A 14,944-nucleotide genomic window follows, 5' to 3' on the forward strand; every position below is an offset into this window, starting at 1 on the left:
CTGACGGTGTCGGCCGCAGTCAGGAAAGTCGGCTCAGCCGGTGTGATGACGGGCAAGTCCGTCGTTTGACATGGATCATAAGAACCCGCTGAAGCGCACCTATGCTCGTGGCATGCACAGCGAATCGCGCAGATGTGCTGATCCGTCGAGGGATTGAGCGGACATGAACAACAGGCTGTTTCTCATGCGCCTCTTTAAGGGTCATTTACTACAGGTTTGATGGAGATCAGTTTTTCGCCGGACTGCGGCGGTATCGTGCGACTGTTCGAACGCGGCCGTATGGAGGCCCAACAATGTCGGCTCAACTGGCAACACCCTCGACAGTTCCGTCAACCGCTACCGACGGATACGTGCTCGCCGTGCGTGGCGCGGTTGTCGAGGTCAAGTTTGCCGATGACACGCTTCCATCCGTCAATGACACGCTCCTCATCCTCTCCGACGACCTCGCGCCAGTTCTCGCCGAGGTGCAGGCTCACCTGAGCGAAACAACCGTGCGGGCGCTAGCGCTGCAATCGACGGCGGGGTTGCGCCGCGGCGCCCGCGTGAGCGTGCGCGGCGGACCCATCGAAGCGCCTGTCGGCGAAGCTGTGCTGGGCAGGCTGCTCGATGTGACCGGCGCGGCACACGACGACGGCGAGGCCTTATCCGCACAGATCGAGCGGCGCCCGATTCATCGCGCAGCGCCGCCGCTCGCGTCGCAGAAAGGCACCACGACACTGTTCGCCACGGGCATCAAGGTGATCGATCTGCTCGCGCCGCTCGCCCAGGGCGGCAAGGCCGCGATGTTCGGCGGAGCGGGGGTCGGCAAGACGGTCCTGGTGATGGAATTGATCCATGCAATGGTGGAGCGCTATCAAGGGATTTCCGTATTCGCGGGAGTCGGCGAACGCTCACGCGAAGGGCACGAAATGCTGCTCGACATGCGCACGTCCGGCGTGCTGGCGCGCACCGTGCTGGTGTATGGACAGATGAACGAGCCGCCCGGCGCCCGCTGGCGCGTGCCCTTTACCGCGCTGACGATCGCCGAGTATTTCCGCGACGAACGCCGGCAAAACGTTCTGCTGCTGATGGATAACGTGTTCCGTTTCGTGCAGGCGGGTGCGGAGGTGTCCGGCTTGCTGGGGCGCATGCCGTCCAGAGTCGGCTATCAGCCCACACTCGCGAGCGAAGTCGCCAGCCTGCAGGAGCGCATCGTGTCGGTCGGCGACGTCTCGGTCACCGCGATCGAAGCGGTGTACGTGCCGGCCGACGATTTCACCGACCCCGCGGTGACCGCGATCGCCGCGCACATCGACAGCATGGTGGTGCTGTCGCGCTCGATGGCGGCCGAAGGCATGTATCCGGCGATCGATCCGATTGCATCGTCGTCGATCCTGCTCGATCCGCTGGTGGTCGGCGAGGAGCACGCGGCGGTCGCCACCGAGGTGCGCCGGATCATCGAACATTACCGCGAGCTGCAGGACATCATCTCATTGCTCGGCATCGAGGAACTGGGTGCCGAGGACCGTACCCTCGTGGGACGTGCGAGGCGCTTGCAGCGCTTCCTGACGCAGCCGTTCGCCGTGACCGAAGCCTTTACGGGTGAAGTGGGCCGTTCGGTGGCGCTCGCCGATACGATCGCCGGCTGCAAGGCGATTTTGGCCGGCGAGTGCGATACGTGGCAGGAGAGTTCGCTCTACATGATCGGCACGCTTGAAGAAGCCCGCCTCAAAGAGCAACCCGCAGCGCAAGACGGCGTGTCCCGCGCCACGGAGCAGTCGACATGAGCGGCGCACCCTTGACGCTTACCCTGGCGACGCCGTCGCATGTGTGGTTCGACGCTGTCGAGATCGTCTCCCTGCGCGCGGAAGATGAAAGCGGCTCATTCGGCATCCGGCCCGGACATGCCGACTTCGTGACGCTGCTGACGCCCTCGGTGGTCCGCTGGACGTGTGCGGATGGCTCGATCCACTTCTGTGCGATCGATCGCGGCGTGCTGCTGGTATCGCACGGAACGACGGTATCCATCGCTTGCCGGGAAGCCATCCCAGGCGACTCGCTGGAAAGCCTCGAAGCCGGCGTTCGCAGCCGCCACGCCAGCGAAGCCGATGCGGCGCGGCGCGCCCGCGTCGAACAGCTGCGGCTGCATGCCCGCGCCGTGCGCCAGATGCTGCGCTATCTGAGCCCTCGCGCAGGCGCCGACGGCGCGGGCGCGGAGAACCTCGGCGGCACCCTGCGATGAACGGGCGCCACACCAACCAGCGCAAGCCGCGCGACGAGCGAATCGCCGAAGCCGCCCGGCAGGCCGCCGAGCGCGATTCGCGCGGGCGCGAGGAGCCGGAGCCGTCGCTCGGCAGCCGGCTCGGCCAGATCGGCATCCTCGGCTGGGCCATCGTCGTGCCGACGCTCATGGGCCTCGCGCTGGGACATTGGCTGGACCGGCTGTTCGGCACGCGCGTGTTCTTCTCGGCGCCGCTGCTGATGATCGGCGCGGCGGTGGGCTTGTGGTCGGCATGGAAATGGATGCATCGCCAGCAACGGAACCATCATGAATAGTCCACTACCGTCGATGGCGGCCCAACTCGCGCTGGGACTCGCAATCGGAACCCTGGCCGGCGCCTGGCACTTCATGTCGCTGCGCTGGAACTGGCCGTTGTTCGCCGCGGGCAAAGCGATCCCGACGCTGGCCTTGCAGCTTGCCAGGTTCGCGCTCACCGGCGCGCTGCTGCTGATGCTCGCGCATTCCAGCGCGCTCGCGCTGCTCGCGGGCATGATCGGGTTTCTGCTGGCGCGTGCCGTCGCGGTGCGCCGCTTCGGAGGTAGCCGATGACCACTTCACCGCTGGCGACCGCACCGCTGCTGCATATCGGTCCGCTATCCATTACTGAGCCGGTACTCGTCACCTGGGCGATCATGATTCTCGTGGCCGTGGGAGCGGCCTGGCTGAGCCGAAGCTTGTCGATCGCGCCGTCCCGGCGGCAAACCGCGCTTGAACTGCTGGTGGTCACGATCGACCAGCAGATTCGCGACACCATGCAAACCGGGCCGGCCACCTACCGCGCGTTGATCGGCACGCTCTTCATCTTCGTGCTGATCGCCAACTGGTCCGCGCTGGTGCCGGGGGTGAGCCCGCCTACCGCGCATATCGAGACCGATGCCGCGCTGGCGCTGATCGTGCTGGGCGCCACGGTCTTCTACGGCATCCGCACGCGCGGCACGGCCGGCTACCTTGCGGCGTTCGCCGAGCCGAGCTGGATCATGATCCCGTTGAACGTCGTCGAGCAGATCACCCGGACGTTCTCGCTCGTCGTGCGTCTGTTCGGCAACGTGATGAGCGGCGTGTTCGTGATCGGCATCATCCTGTCGCTCGCAGGGCTGCTCGTCCCGATTCCGCTGATGGCGCTGGACCTGCTGACCGGCGCCGTCCAGGCCTATATTTTTGCCGTACTGGCGATGGTTTTCATCGGTGCGGCAATCAGCGATACCCATCACCAGGTCAGCACAAAAAAGGGCGAAATCTCATGAATAATCTCATCGAAGTGATCAGCGTCGCCGCCGCGGCGCTCGCCGTGTCGTTCGGCGCGATCGGGCCGGCACTTGCCGAAGGCCGTGCCGTCGCCGCCGCGATGGATGCGGTCGCGCGGCAGCCGGACTTGGCCGGAACCGTGTCGCGCACGCTCTTCGTCGGGCTTGCAATGATCGAAACGATGGCGATCTATTGCCTGGTGATCGCCTTGTTGCTGCTGTTCGCCAACCCGTTCGTCAAATAGGCGGCGGCCATGCGAATCGACTGGTCCACGCTCGCGTTGCAGACGGTCAATGCGCTGGTGCTCATCTGGCTGCTGGCGCGCTTCCTGTTCCGTCCGGTCGCGGACATCATCGCCGAGCGTCAGAAAGCGGCGCAAGCGCTGATCGCGGACGCCGACGCAGCGAAGCGCGCCGCAGTCCTCGAACACGAGGCGGCAACTCGCGAGACGCAGCGCCTTGTCGCCGCCCGGGCGGAGGGCATGCAAACGATCGCTGCGGAGGTTGAGGGCGAGAAGGCCGCGCTGCTGGCGGCGGCGCATGCGGACGCGGACAGGCTGCGCGCGAGCGCCGCGGCCGAAGCCGGGACTGCGCGCCTCGAACAGGAAAAACGTGTCGCGGACCGGGCGACGCAGCTCGCCGTCGATATCGCGGCCAAGCTGCTCGACCGGCTGCCCGACAGTACGCGCGTGAGCGGTTTTGTCGACGGTCTCGTCGACGGGGTCGCGCAACTGCCCGCCCAGGTGCGCGCGGAACTCGGCGCAAACGGCGTGGCGCTTTCGCTTGCCGCGCCGCGCGCGCTGAGCTTGCAGGAGCAGGAGATCTGCCGCGCCGCGCTGGCGACCTGTCTGAGCCGGCCGGTGACCCTTCAGATCGAGGTCGATCCCGCGCTGATCGCCGGCTTGGAACTGACGGCTGCCCACGCGGTAGTGCGCAACAGTTTCAACGCAGATCTCGTTCAGATCAAAGCGGCGTTACTGAGTGGCGACCATGGGTCCCGCTGACATGACCGACGATCCCTGGCTCGCGGACCAGCGCGATGCACTCGCCCGAACCGTCGTGAAGCCGCACGCGCAGACGCTCGGCCGCGTCGAGCGTTTTGGCGATGGCATCGCATTTGTCTCGGGGCTGCCGGATGCGGCCCTCAACGAACTGCTTCGCTTCGAAAGCGGCGCGACCGGCTTCGCCCACACGCTGGACGCGGACGTCATCAGTGTCGTGCTACTGGACGACGGCACGGCAGTGGAAGCGGGCTCCCGCGTGACCCGCACCGGCACCGTGCTGGAAGTGCCGGTCGGAGAAGGGCTGCTGGGGCGTGTGATCGACCCGCTCGGGCGGCCGCTCGACCGCGACGATCCCATCGTTGCCGATATGCGCATGCCGGTCGAACGGCCGGCGCCGGCGATCATCGAACGCGATCTGGTCAGCGAACCGGTCGAAACGGGTGTGCTGCTCGTCGATGCACTGTTCGCGATCGGCCGCGGACAGCGCGAACTCATCATCGGCAACCGGGCCACGGGCAAGACCGCTTTGGCCGTCGACGCGATCGTCAACCAGAAGCATTCGGACATGATCTGCGTCTATGTCGCGATCGGCCAGCGCATGACGGCGGTGCAGCGCGTCATCGAATCGGTGCGCCAGTACGGTGCGCCCGAGCGCTGCATCTTCGTTGTCGCGCCCGCGGCGTCGGCGCCGGGGCTGCAATGGATCGCGCCGTTCGCGGGCTTCACGATCGCCGAGTATTTTCGCGATTCGGGACAGCACGCGCTGGTCGTGGTCGACGACCTGACAAAACATGCCGCGACGCATCGCGAGCTGGCGCTGCTGACGCGCGAGCCGCCGGGACGCGAGGCCTATCCTGGCGACATCTTCTATGTCCACGCGCGCCTGCTGGAGCGCGCGGCGAAGCTGTCGGCCAGGTTCGGCGGCGGCTCGCTGACCGCGTTGCCGATCGCAGAAACCGATATGGGCAACCTGTCCGCGTATATCCCGACCAACCTCATTTCGATTACGGATGGGCAGATCGTGCTCGACGCGGCGCTGTTCGCCGCGAACCAGCGCCCGGCGGTCGATGTGGGCCTGAGTGTGAGCCGGGTCGGCGGCAAGGCGCAGCATCCGGCCTTGCGAGGGGTGTCGGGACGCTTGCGCCTCGATTACGCGCAGTTCCTGGAACTGGAGATGTTCAGCCGCTTCGGGGGCCTGACGGATGCGCATGTTGCCGGCAAGATCGCCCGTGGGGAACGCATCCGCGCGCTGATCGCGCAGCCGCGTTTCAGCGCGTTGCGCACGCTCGACGAGATCGCGCTGCTCTCGGCATTGGCGGAGGGCGTGTTCGATTCGGCGCCGAGCGGAGTCGTCGCGCAAGTGCGCGCACAACTGGCTGCGCATCTGGACACCCAGCGCCTGCAAGCGCAAATTGCGCAAGGTTTTTCGCTGTCGTCGCCCGCGCCGTTGAGCGCCGAAGTTCAGGCGGTACTCGTCGATGCGGTTCGCGATCTGGTGCGGCAGTTGGCGCCAACGGCCGGTAGCGGCACGGCAAGCAGCGAGGTGGCGCAATGAGCGGAAAACTCACCGAAATCGAATCGCGCAGCGCGACCGCCCGGCAACTGGACGCCGTCATCGGCGCGATGCGCGGCATTGCGGCAGCCCGTTCGCGCGAAGCGCAACGGCGGCTGCCCGGCATCCGTTCTTCGGCCTCGACCGTCGGCGCGGCGATCGGCGCCGCGCTGGCCCACGTTTCGGGTGAACCTGCGCGCGTGCCGGAACACGGTGCGCGGATCGTCATCGCGTTTTGCGCGGAGCAGGGTTTCGTCGGCTCGTTCAACGAGCAGATCCTCGACCGCGCACTATCTCGTCTTGCGCCGGCGCAGAGCGAACTTCTGCTCGTGGGTACGCGCGGCGAAATTGTGGCGAACGAACGCCGCCTGCCGTTTGCCTGGAGTTCGCCCGCGGCCTCCCATGCCGACGATGTGCCTGCGCTCGCCAGCCGGATCACCGATGCGCTTTACACGCGTCTCGGCGATCGAAGTGTGACCCATGTCTCGGTCGTTCACGCCCTGCCGGGCATCGCCGCACATTGCGAGATCGTCGAACGCAGCCTGATTCCGTTCGATTTTTCGCGCTTTGCCGTTGCGCGGCGCGCCCAGCCGCCGCTCCTCACGTTGCCCGCCGACCATCTGCTTGCCGGACTGGTCGAAGCCTACGTGTATGTCGAGTTATGCGAGGCGTCGATGCTGTCGTTCGCCGCCGAGAACGAAGCGCGAATGCGCGCGATGCTGGCCGCGCGCGCCAATGTGAAGGAGACGCTTGCCGAACTCACGCAAAGCTACCGGCAGGTTCGCCAGGATGAGATCACGGCCGATATCGTGGAACTCGCGGCGGGCGCCGCAGTTGGCGTTTGAACGGTGGTACAGCCGTCCGTGCCGCGCGGCTCCAGCAGGAAGGGGCACAGCGACCGCTAGCGGTCACCGAACGTCGAAAACGCTTTGTACACGATCCGCGGATCATGCTGGCCTTTGTAGACATCCGGTGCGGCAAGATCGAGTCCGAGCAGCGCGTACACCGCATTCTGCGCCGAACGCACCGAGTATTCGACGGTGAAGACGACGTCGTTGGGCAATTCGCAGAACTGTCCCGTGAATGCCAGATTCTGCCAGCCGTCGGGCACCACGTTCGGCCGGTCGCCTTTCCTGCGCCGCAGGAACTGGCTCGTGATGAACGGCATCATGCACGGAATGCAGATGGCGCTCTCGAGAATGCGGGATGCTTCTGCTTCGATCCGCAGATGGCCGAGGATTTCGGTCAGAATTTCGCGGCCGGTGCATGCCGACATCGGCTTCCTGACGAAATCGCCCGGCTGATCGACCCGCAAGCCGTAGCCCCACAGCACCTGCACGTCCGCAGGCTGGCCGATGAAATGCGGCTGATACGGCACCACGACGGAGGCAAGCCAGCTCGACTCCGGAAAGGTCATCAGCCCGCCTTCACCCGGCGTATTGCCCGTCATGTCGCGGATCAGGCGGAACAGCGTCGGCTCGCGCAACGTCACCGTGAACGACAGCCACTTCGACTCGTCGGCATGATCCGCGAACACGGCGGGGCGACCGAACTCGGGCCGGCCTGCGGCGATCGTCTTCCAGAGGGGCCAGGCGCCCGCCCCGTCGACGGTAGTCAAAGGGGCGGGATGATCCATGTCGCCCAGGCTGGAACCGGCGGTCATCGATCCGAGCGTGACGATGACCTTGTCGGCCACGCCGACCGGTATCTCGAAGCGCCGCTGCGCGGTTTCGCAAACGATGCCGCGAACCCGGTTTTCCACGCCGGTTTCGTCGAACAACAGATCAATGACCCGGGTGTTCGTCTGGAACGCAACGCCGTGCTCGTCCAGCCAGCGGCGCAGCGGCCGGACCATCGAATCGTACTGGTTATAGACGGTGCGCATGATGCCGTGCAGCTGGTTGAATCCGGAGGACATATGCGCGAAGCGCAGCAGATAGCGCCGGAATTCGACGGCGCTATGCCACGGCTGGAACGCGAACGTCGTGCACCACATCAACCAGAAATTGGTCTCGAAGAAAGACGCATCGAAGTGATCGGAAATCCGGCTGTTGCCGAGCATGACTTCGGGTTCGATCGACAGACGGCCCAGCGTCAGCAGGTGCTGTTCAGCCAGTCCGTAAGCGGGCGAATCCTCGCGTTTGCCGTTCCTTACGAGCCGCGACCTTGACGAGGTCCTGATGGTTTCGTTCCAGTCGAAGATCTCCTGTGTCACGCTTTTGCCGCCGTTCAGCGCCGGTATCGACGAGAACAGGTCATAGGTGCACAGATACTTGCTTTCGAGCATGCGGCCGCCGCGCACGACGTAGCCGCTTTGCGCCGAACCCGCACCGTCGAGGCTGCCGCCCGGCTTGTCGAGCGCTTCCAGAATGGTGATGTCGCAGCCGCGCACATGGCCATCGCGGATCAGGAAGGCCGCCGCCGCTAACGAAGCGATGCCGCCGCCGACGAGGTAGAACCTGGCGTCCTCCGCATCGTAGCGGTCACCTTCCGCGGTAAGGGATCGTTCGGGAAGTTGATTGGAGTTTTGCACGTCGATATTCCTTTTCATGTTCGTCGCCATCCGAAAGCAGCCGGGTCGCCCGGAGGCGCACGGCGGATGTAGATTCACCATACCCGCGGCGCCGGCGCGCCGGTTGCGTTGGATCAAGCACCGATCACGCGCACGCACGCCCGATTGCTCCGATATCGCGCGATCGGGTTCATGCTCCGCCTGTGCCCGTTGCCGGCCCGGATCCGGCCTATCTCGCCACTTCATGATCCGCGTCAATGCCGGCCGGGGTCGCGCTCATACGATGAGATCAGCAACTGGCGTTATCCCGTTTGCCGAAGCGGCAGCCCGGTGAACGGACGCTCGCCGGGATCAGCATTGCAATTGAGCGTCGCAACCTCGGATGCGGTAGAGAAATGAACGAGAGTGTTCGCATAGTCGGCCTGGGCGGTGTCGATCCGCATGACAACGCACGGGCTGTGCGCACGTGGCGTTGGCTCCAGTGGGTGCTGTTCGGCTTCAGCCTGCTCGCCATTCCCGCGTTTTATTTCGAACTGGCCGTCGACTCGCCTTCGCTTCATCAGGTGGGCCGGGCGCTATACGTATTCATGGTGGCCGGTTTCGTTGCTTCGCTGGGCTGGATGACGCATCTGAGCCGCAAACCCAGGCGGTTTCTCATGCGAAACCGCTTCGACATGCTGATCGTGGCCGGCGCTGGGGCCAGCGTCGCGTGGGGCGTCTCCACATGGTCGACACTCGAGTGGGTGCTGCGCATGCTGTTCATGGGGCTGGTGGCGGTGCGAATAGCGGTATCGCTGCGCGGATTCTTCGCGCCCAACCGATTGCTGCTGTTGCTCGCCGCAGCCGTGGCGCTGCTTGCGTCGGCGGGCGCCGGGTTTTACTGGCTCGAACCGCGTGTGCACACCTACGCTGAAGGTGTCTGGCTTGCGTTCGAAAGCAGCGCGACAGTCGGGTATGGAGACATGGCGCCGACCACCCCGGCATCGCGCGTCTTTGCCGCTTTCGTCGTATTGCTCGGCTACGGTCTGCTATCGCTGGTGTTCGCCACCTTTGCCGCCATTTTCGTCGGACAGGAAGAACGTCTGCTGCGCCGTGAAATGCATCGCGACATCAAGCTTTTGCAGGCGGAAATCGCCTCGTTGCGAAGAGAAGTGTGCAGCCTGGGCGTCAACGTGCCTGTCGATCAAAATGCCGGCGGGCAAGACCGGCCAATGCCTTGACGCAAGTCAATTGCCCCACGCCGTTCGCGCCGATGATTCAATCATGCCGCCAGTCATGCGTCGCTAGGACGGCGATCTGACTGCAAGGGGAGGGACATTCGACCGCCCCGGCATACCGGCGAATGAATCTGAAGTCCCGCAAAAAACGGTGCAATCGGCAGCTTCGTCGGACCCCGCCCGCAACGATGTACCGCCGAACTTCCTGTAGTCGCGAAAGAAGCCGGCCTCACCAGAGAATTCGCGGCACGTCTGGGAGAACAGAGATGGGTGTCGGCATGCAAATCGTCTATCTCGGCTTTGCCGGGACCTCGCAGATCGAGGGCGAGGCGGCTACCCAGCTGGTGCGCCTCGAACGGTTCAGCAGGTCTATCGCGGGTTGTCACCTGGCGATCGAGGCTATTCGCGAACGGCCCCAGGGCGGCCGAACCGGCGTGCCTGTCGCCGGCATCCGCGGTCCGGTTTTCGACGCGCGGCTCGACCTGATCATGCATAACGGGGAGCTGGTCCCGATCGAGCATTGCCTGAACGCCGATCCGAACATAGCGGTACGGGCTGCATTCGATGCCGCTGAGCGGAAACTCGATCGACGCCCGGTTTGAACGCGGTGCCTGGCAAGCCTGCGTCCGTTGCTGCACCGCGCCGGTTTTTTCAACGCTCCATGAGGAGGGAGTCATGTACGCAAATATTCTGGTGGCAGTGGACGGCAGTGAAGCGTCGAAACGTGCGGTGGACGAGGGTATCCGGATGGCCAAACTGTCGGGCGGCAAGCTGACGGCGGTCTATGCACTGGACCAGTCCGCGGCTTTCACCTACGCGGGTGCATGCGATCCGCATCTGCTGACCGACACGGCGCGCCAGGTCGGGCGCAGCTTCCTCGACGAGGCTTGCGCGAAGATGCAGGCGCTCGGCGTGGCAGGCGGTTCGGAGATCGTCGAAACGCAAGGCATCGCCGAGGACATCGCCAGTTGCCTCGTTCGCTGCGCCGAACGGCTCGGCGCGGAGCTCGTCGTGATGGGCACGCATGGGCGGCGCGGTATGCGACGCATGGTGATCGGCAGTGTCGCCGAGCGTTTCGTGCGGCACTCGACATGTCCCGTGTTGCTGGTTCGGGAAACGTCGGCCGATGCCTGAGGGCCGTTCGGGCAGGCTTGGTGGCCCGTTCACCGGCGGCACTCGCGGCGGCACGCCATACGCTTGATACACGTCAACCCGCCGCTATCGGCGTCGCCTACATTGAACGCACTACTGCCGCGAACGCGACTGCACTGCACTGCACTGCGAGTGCGACTGCACTGCGACTGCGACTGCGAGATAACCGCGCGGCGCGTATGCGGTTCATCTGGACACGACGGAGGAGCACCATGGCAACTGGATTCATCACACCGTTCGATGTGCATCGAGCAAACCTGGAGTTCGCACTCCGGATGCTGAGTTTCGGCCACGAAGCCCGGCAACAGGCATGCGAGTTCGAGTTGCAGCGCATCAAACGCGACCTTGCCGCAATGCATGCCGCTCGCGAAGCAGCAGGCGCACGCGATTGGACCGAGTTCGGCGCGAGTTGTCAGGCCATGCTGCGCGATTACCTCGATGCCACGACGAATCTCTGGCAACAGGGTTGGGTCTCGGCGATGCGGCAACAGAGCGCCTGCTGTGACGGAATGCGCGAAGCGCTTGCCAGCTGGCAATCGACGTGGACCGAGCAATGGCAGAAAAGCACTGGCATGAATCCTGCGGCGATACCGATGCAGGAATGGACGAAGAATTTCGAGCAGGCGCTCAGGGGCGTACTGGAAGGGCGCGCGCCGGTCGCGGCGCCGCCGTTTGCGACGCTCAACGGTTCAGCACAAGGAGACCGACATGCCGGCTAAGCGAGTTGCTTTCATCACTGGCGGCATGGGCGGGCTCGGCGCCGCCATCAGCCGGCGTTTGCACGACGCCGGCATGGTTGTCGCCATGTCGCATTCCGAGCGCAACGATCACGTCGCCACCTGGCTCATGCACGAACGCGATGCCGGCCGCCGTTTTCATGCGTACGAGGCGGACGTGACCAGCTTCGAATCATGCGCGCGTTGCGCGGAACGCGTGCTCAAGGAGTTTGGCTCGGTCGACGTGCTCGTCAACAATGCGGGCATCGCGCGCGATGCGACCTTCGTCAAAATGAGCAGGGACGATTGGGATGCGGTGCTGCGCACCGATCTCGATTCACTGTTCAATATGACCAAGCCGTTTCTGAAAGGGATGGTCGAGAAAAAGTTCGGGCGGGTCGTCAACATCAGCTCGGTGAACGGCGCTCGCGGCGCGTTCGGTCAGACCAACTATGCGGCGGCCAAGGCCGGCATTCATGGCTTCACGATGTCGCTGGCGCTGGAGGTCGCGAAACATGGCGTGACGGTCAACACGGTATCGCCCGGCTATCTGGCCACAGCGATGACCGCCGCGATTCCCAAGGACGTCATGGACGCCAGAATCCTGCCGCAAATACCCGTCGGACGGCTCGGCCAACCTGACGAGATCGCGGCGCTCGTCGCGTTTCTCTGTTCGGACGACGCGGGTTTCGTCACGGGCGCGGACTTCGCGATCAACGGCGGCATGCATATGCGGTGATAGCCGCAACGGAGGCAGTAGATGAAAGCACTGGTGTATCACGGTCCCGGCAAGAAATCGCTCGACGAAAGGCCTGTTCCCACGCTCGCCGCGCCGACCGATGCGATCGTCAAGATGACGCGCACGACGATTTGCGGCACCGATCTGCACATTCTGAAAGGCGATGTGCCGAGCTGTGAGCCGGGGCGCATCCTCGGCCATGAGGGCGTTGGCATCGTGCAGGAAGCCGGTTCGGCGGTGTCGGCATTCAAGCCGGGCGACCGGGTATTGATTTCATGCATTTCGTCGTGCGGCAAATGCGATTATTGCCGGCGCGGCATGTATTCGCACTGCACCACCGGCGGCTGGATTCTCGGCCACAAGATCGACGGCACCCAGGCCGACTATGTGCGCATTCCGCACGCCGACACCAGCCTGTACCCGATTCCTGCCGGCGCCGACGAAGAGGCGCTGGTGATGCTGTCGGACATCCTGCCGACCGGCTTCGAATGCGGTGTGCTGAACGGCAAGGTGCAGCCCGGCAGCACGGTGGCGATCGTCGGGGCGGGGCCGATCGGACTCGCTGCGCTCCTGACCGCGCAGTTTTATTCGCCTGGACAGATCCTGATGATCGATCGCGATCCGAACCGCCTTGACGTTGCGCGCCGGTTCGGTGCGACCGGGTGTATCGACATCGGCCGGGCGGATCCGGTCGCCGAAGTCATGAAGTTGACCGAACAGACGGGTGTCGATTGTGCGATCGAGGCGGTCGGCATACCCGCAACGTTCGAGTTGTGCGAAGCGATCGTCGCGCCCGGCGGCGTGATCGCGAATGTCGGCGTGCACGGGGTCAAGGCCGATCTGCACCTCGAAAAGCTGTGGGATCGCAACATTGCGATCACGACGCGGCTCGTCGATACCGTCAGCACGCCGATGCTGCTCAAGACGGTTCGCGCCGGCCGCATCGATCCCGCAAAACTGATTACCCACCGTTTCCGGCTCGAGGATGTTGTCGGCGCTTACGACACGTTTGGGCGCGCGGCCGAGACGCATGCGTTGAAGGTGATTATCGAGGTCGCCTAGCCGGCGCCGCCGCTTGGGCGAGCCGATCCGCTGACCTGTTCAGGAGCGTGGCGAGGCCGGGCGAGCAATGCGGCCGAACCACTCGATGTAGCCCGATATCCATGACGTTCATGGATGAATCAAGGAGATAGACGATGAGCAACTTGACCCGTTTTGACCCGTTTCCGCTTGAACCCATGTCGGAACTGTTTCAGGGCCTGTTCCGTCCGCTGCGCGGCGCGGTCGGCGACGCCCCATTAGCCGACATCAAGGTCGACGTGACGGAAAGCGACACCGCCTACGCAGTGAAGGCCGAACTGCCGGGTGTCGAAAAGAACGATATCGACGTGAAAATCGACGGCAACACCGTATCGATCAGCGCCACGGTCGAACGCAATCAGGAACTGAAGGAAGGCGAGCGCGTGATACGGCGCGAGCGGTATTCCGGTGCGGTCAGCCGGTCGTTTTCGCTCGCGAGCGAGATCGACGAAGCCACCGCGGCGGCGGAGTACAAGGACGGCGTCCTGTCGTTGACGCTGCCCAAGAAGGCGGCTTCCGAGCGCAAGCGTCTGCCGATCGCGTGATTGACGCCGCGCCGCGCCGGGGTGGCGGCTGCACGTCCCGGCGCGGCTGCATCTTTGCATGCCATCGAGGAGGTAAGCGGCCCGCCAGATGCGCTCATGTCACACCGGTGTTGCAGGCAAGCGATCGATATCGGCTTCAACGCTGATCCATGTCAAAAGTTGACGGCATCTGCGGACGTAGTGTGAATGAAGAAGTGAAGCGAAACAGCCAAGGAGCGTTGCCATGCGGGCATCAGATGTAATGACCAGTAACGTCGTATCCGCCAAACCTGACATGACCGTGAGCGAGGTTGCCAGGCTGCTGGTGGACAAGGGAATCAGCGGCGCGCCAGTGATCGACGCGACAGGACATGTCGTAGGCATGATCAGCGAAGGCGACCTGCTGCACCGGGAAGAACTCGGCACCGATCAGCGCCGGCGCTCCTGGTGGCTCGATCTTTTTTCGTCAGGCAATGACGCCAAAGACTACATCAAGACCCATGCACAAACGGTTCAGGACGTGATGACCGCCCCCGTCATCTCGGTCGATGAAGACACGCCGCTGAGCGAAGTCGCCAACATTATGGAAACCCGGCGTATCAAACGTGTTCCTGTGACAAAGGCGGGTCAGCTGGTGGGCATCGTCAGCCGCGCGAACCTTGTGCAGGCATTGGCGAGTGCTCCGCAGGAGCCGGCGCCGGACGTGGCCCTCTCGGATCGGGAGATTCGTGCGGCGCTGATGGGTGAAATGACGGGTCACAATTGGGCATTTGCCGGACGCAACATCGTCGTGAGCGATGGGGTTGTCCACCTGTGGGGCATCTTTCACTCGATGGAGGCGGTGCAGGCCGTTCGCGTCGCGGCGGAAAGCATTCCCGGCGTGAAGCGGGTGGAAGACCATACCGAACCTTACCCGGTGATGCCGGGCATCTAACAGGTCAATG

At 64.4% G+C, this 14,944-nt stretch carries 18 protein-coding genes; 17 read left to right on the forward strand and 1 reads right to left on the reverse strand.

Annotated elements, in window-relative coordinates:
- Positions 1-293: 293 nt before the first annotated feature.
- From atpD to SB772_RS03480, 9 genes are read left to right on the forward strand one after another with little or no spacing between them, the layout of a single operon-like run.
- Positions 294-1,766, forward strand: a complete 1,473-nt coding sequence (gene atpD, locus SB772_RS03440) for a F0F1 ATP synthase subunit beta (RefSeq protein WP_410831884.1) — start codon at positions 294-296, stop codon at positions 1,764-1,766.
- Positions 1,763-2,221, forward strand: a complete 459-nt coding sequence (locus SB772_RS03445) for a F0F1 ATP synthase subunit epsilon (RefSeq protein ID WP_410831885.1) — start codon at positions 1,763-1,765, stop codon at positions 2,219-2,221. The genes atpD and SB772_RS03445 overlap by 4 nt, the downstream gene beginning before the upstream one ends.
- Entirely contained in the window at positions 2,218-2,535 is a 318-nt protein-coding gene (locus SB772_RS03450) for an AtpZ/AtpI family protein (RefSeq protein ID WP_410831886.1), read from the forward strand. Before SB772_RS03445 ends, SB772_RS03450 begins: the two co-directional genes overlap by 4 nt.
- Positions 2,528-2,809 carry an ATP synthase subunit I gene (locus SB772_RS03455; RefSeq protein WP_410831887.1) on the forward strand — a complete coding sequence of 94 codons (282 nt, stop codon included), beginning with the start codon at positions 2,528-2,530 and terminating at the stop codon, positions 2,807-2,809. The genes SB772_RS03450 and SB772_RS03455 overlap by 8 nt, the downstream gene beginning before the upstream one ends.
- The gene (locus SB772_RS03460) at positions 2,806-3,504 is read left to right on the forward strand and encodes a F0F1 ATP synthase subunit A (RefSeq protein ID WP_410831888.1); all 699 of its coding nucleotides are present in this window, start codon (positions 2,806-2,808) and stop codon (positions 3,502-3,504) included. The genes SB772_RS03455 and SB772_RS03460 overlap by 4 nt, the downstream gene beginning before the upstream one ends.
- Positions 3,501-3,749, forward strand: coding sequence for a F0F1 ATP synthase subunit C (locus SB772_RS03465; protein ID WP_410831889.1), 249 nt, complete (start codon positions 3,501-3,503; stop codon positions 3,747-3,749). Before SB772_RS03460 ends, SB772_RS03465 begins: the two co-directional genes overlap by 4 nt.
- A 9-nt stretch (positions 3,750-3,758) precedes the next feature.
- Positions 3,759-4,508 (forward strand): F0F1 ATP synthase subunit B, encoded by a 750-nt coding sequence (locus tag SB772_RS03470; RefSeq protein ID WP_410831890.1) that lies wholly within the window; start codon positions 3,759-3,761, stop codon positions 4,506-4,508.
- Positions 4,495-6,063 (forward strand): F0F1 ATP synthase subunit alpha, encoded by a 1,569-nt coding sequence (locus SB772_RS03475; RefSeq protein ID WP_410831891.1) that lies wholly within the window; start codon positions 4,495-4,497, stop codon positions 6,061-6,063. Before SB772_RS03470 ends, SB772_RS03475 begins: the two co-directional genes overlap by 14 nt.
- Positions 6,060-6,905: a F0F1 ATP synthase subunit gamma gene (locus tag SB772_RS03480; RefSeq protein WP_410831892.1), complete on the forward strand. Its 846-nt coding sequence runs from the start codon at positions 6,060-6,062 to the stop codon at positions 6,903-6,905. The genes SB772_RS03475 and SB772_RS03480 overlap by 4 nt, the downstream gene beginning before the upstream one ends.
- 56 nt (positions 6,906-6,961) lie before the next feature.
- Here the strand turns inward: SB772_RS03480 and SB772_RS03485 are convergent, their stop codons facing one another.
- The gene (locus SB772_RS03485) at positions 6,962-8,611 is read right to left on the reverse strand and encodes an oleate hydratase (protein WP_410831893.1); all 1,650 of its coding nucleotides are present in this window, start codon (positions 8,609-8,611) and stop codon (positions 6,962-6,964) included.
- Positions 8,612-8,967: 356 nt separating this feature from the next.
- Here SB772_RS03485 and SB772_RS03490 point away from each other — a divergent pair, with 356 nt between their 5' ends.
- The 8 genes from SB772_RS03490 (at position 8,968) to SB772_RS03525 (ending at position 14,934) form a co-directional block, all read left to right on the forward strand.
- The gene (locus SB772_RS03490; protein WP_410831894.1) at positions 8,968-9,792 is read left to right on the forward strand and encodes a potassium channel family protein; all 825 of its coding nucleotides are present in this window, start codon (positions 8,968-8,970) and stop codon (positions 9,790-9,792) included.
- Between the two features lie 263 nt (positions 9,793-10,055).
- Positions 10,056-10,391: a hypothetical protein gene (locus tag SB772_RS03495; protein WP_410831895.1), complete on the forward strand. Its 336-nt coding sequence runs from the start codon at positions 10,056-10,058 to the stop codon at positions 10,389-10,391.
- 73 nt (positions 10,392-10,464) lie between these two features.
- Entirely contained in the window at positions 10,465-10,923 is a 459-nt protein-coding gene (locus tag SB772_RS03500) for a universal stress protein (RefSeq protein WP_410831896.1), read from the forward strand.
- 230 nt (positions 10,924-11,153) lie between these two features.
- Positions 11,154-11,660: a hypothetical protein gene (locus SB772_RS03505; protein ID WP_410831897.1), complete on the forward strand. Its 507-nt coding sequence runs from the start codon at positions 11,154-11,156 to the stop codon at positions 11,658-11,660.
- Positions 11,650-12,396: a beta-ketoacyl-ACP reductase gene (locus tag SB772_RS03510; protein WP_410831898.1), complete on the forward strand. Its 747-nt coding sequence runs from the start codon at positions 11,650-11,652 to the stop codon at positions 12,394-12,396. The genes SB772_RS03505 and SB772_RS03510 overlap by 11 nt, the downstream gene beginning before the upstream one ends.
- 21 nt (positions 12,397-12,417) lie before the next feature.
- Positions 12,418-13,458, forward strand: a complete 1,041-nt coding sequence (locus SB772_RS03515) for a zinc-dependent alcohol dehydrogenase family protein (RefSeq protein ID WP_410831899.1) — start codon at positions 12,418-12,420, stop codon at positions 13,456-13,458.
- Between the two features lie 134 nt (positions 13,459-13,592).
- Entirely contained in the window at positions 13,593-14,021 is a 429-nt protein-coding gene (locus tag SB772_RS03520; protein WP_410831900.1) for an Hsp20/alpha crystallin family protein, read from the forward strand.
- A gap of 223 nt (positions 14,022-14,244) precedes the next feature.
- Complete coding sequence (locus tag SB772_RS03525; protein ID WP_410831901.1) at positions 14,245-14,934, forward strand: CBS domain-containing protein; 690 nt, start codon at positions 14,245-14,247, stop codon at positions 14,932-14,934.
- Positions 14,935-14,944: the final 10 nt, after the last annotated feature.

Origin of the sequence: Paraburkholderia sp. SIMBA_030, assembly GCF_046535245.1 — a bacterium.
Classification (GTDB): domain Bacteria; phylum Pseudomonadota; class Gammaproteobacteria; order Burkholderiales; family Burkholderiaceae; genus Paraburkholderia.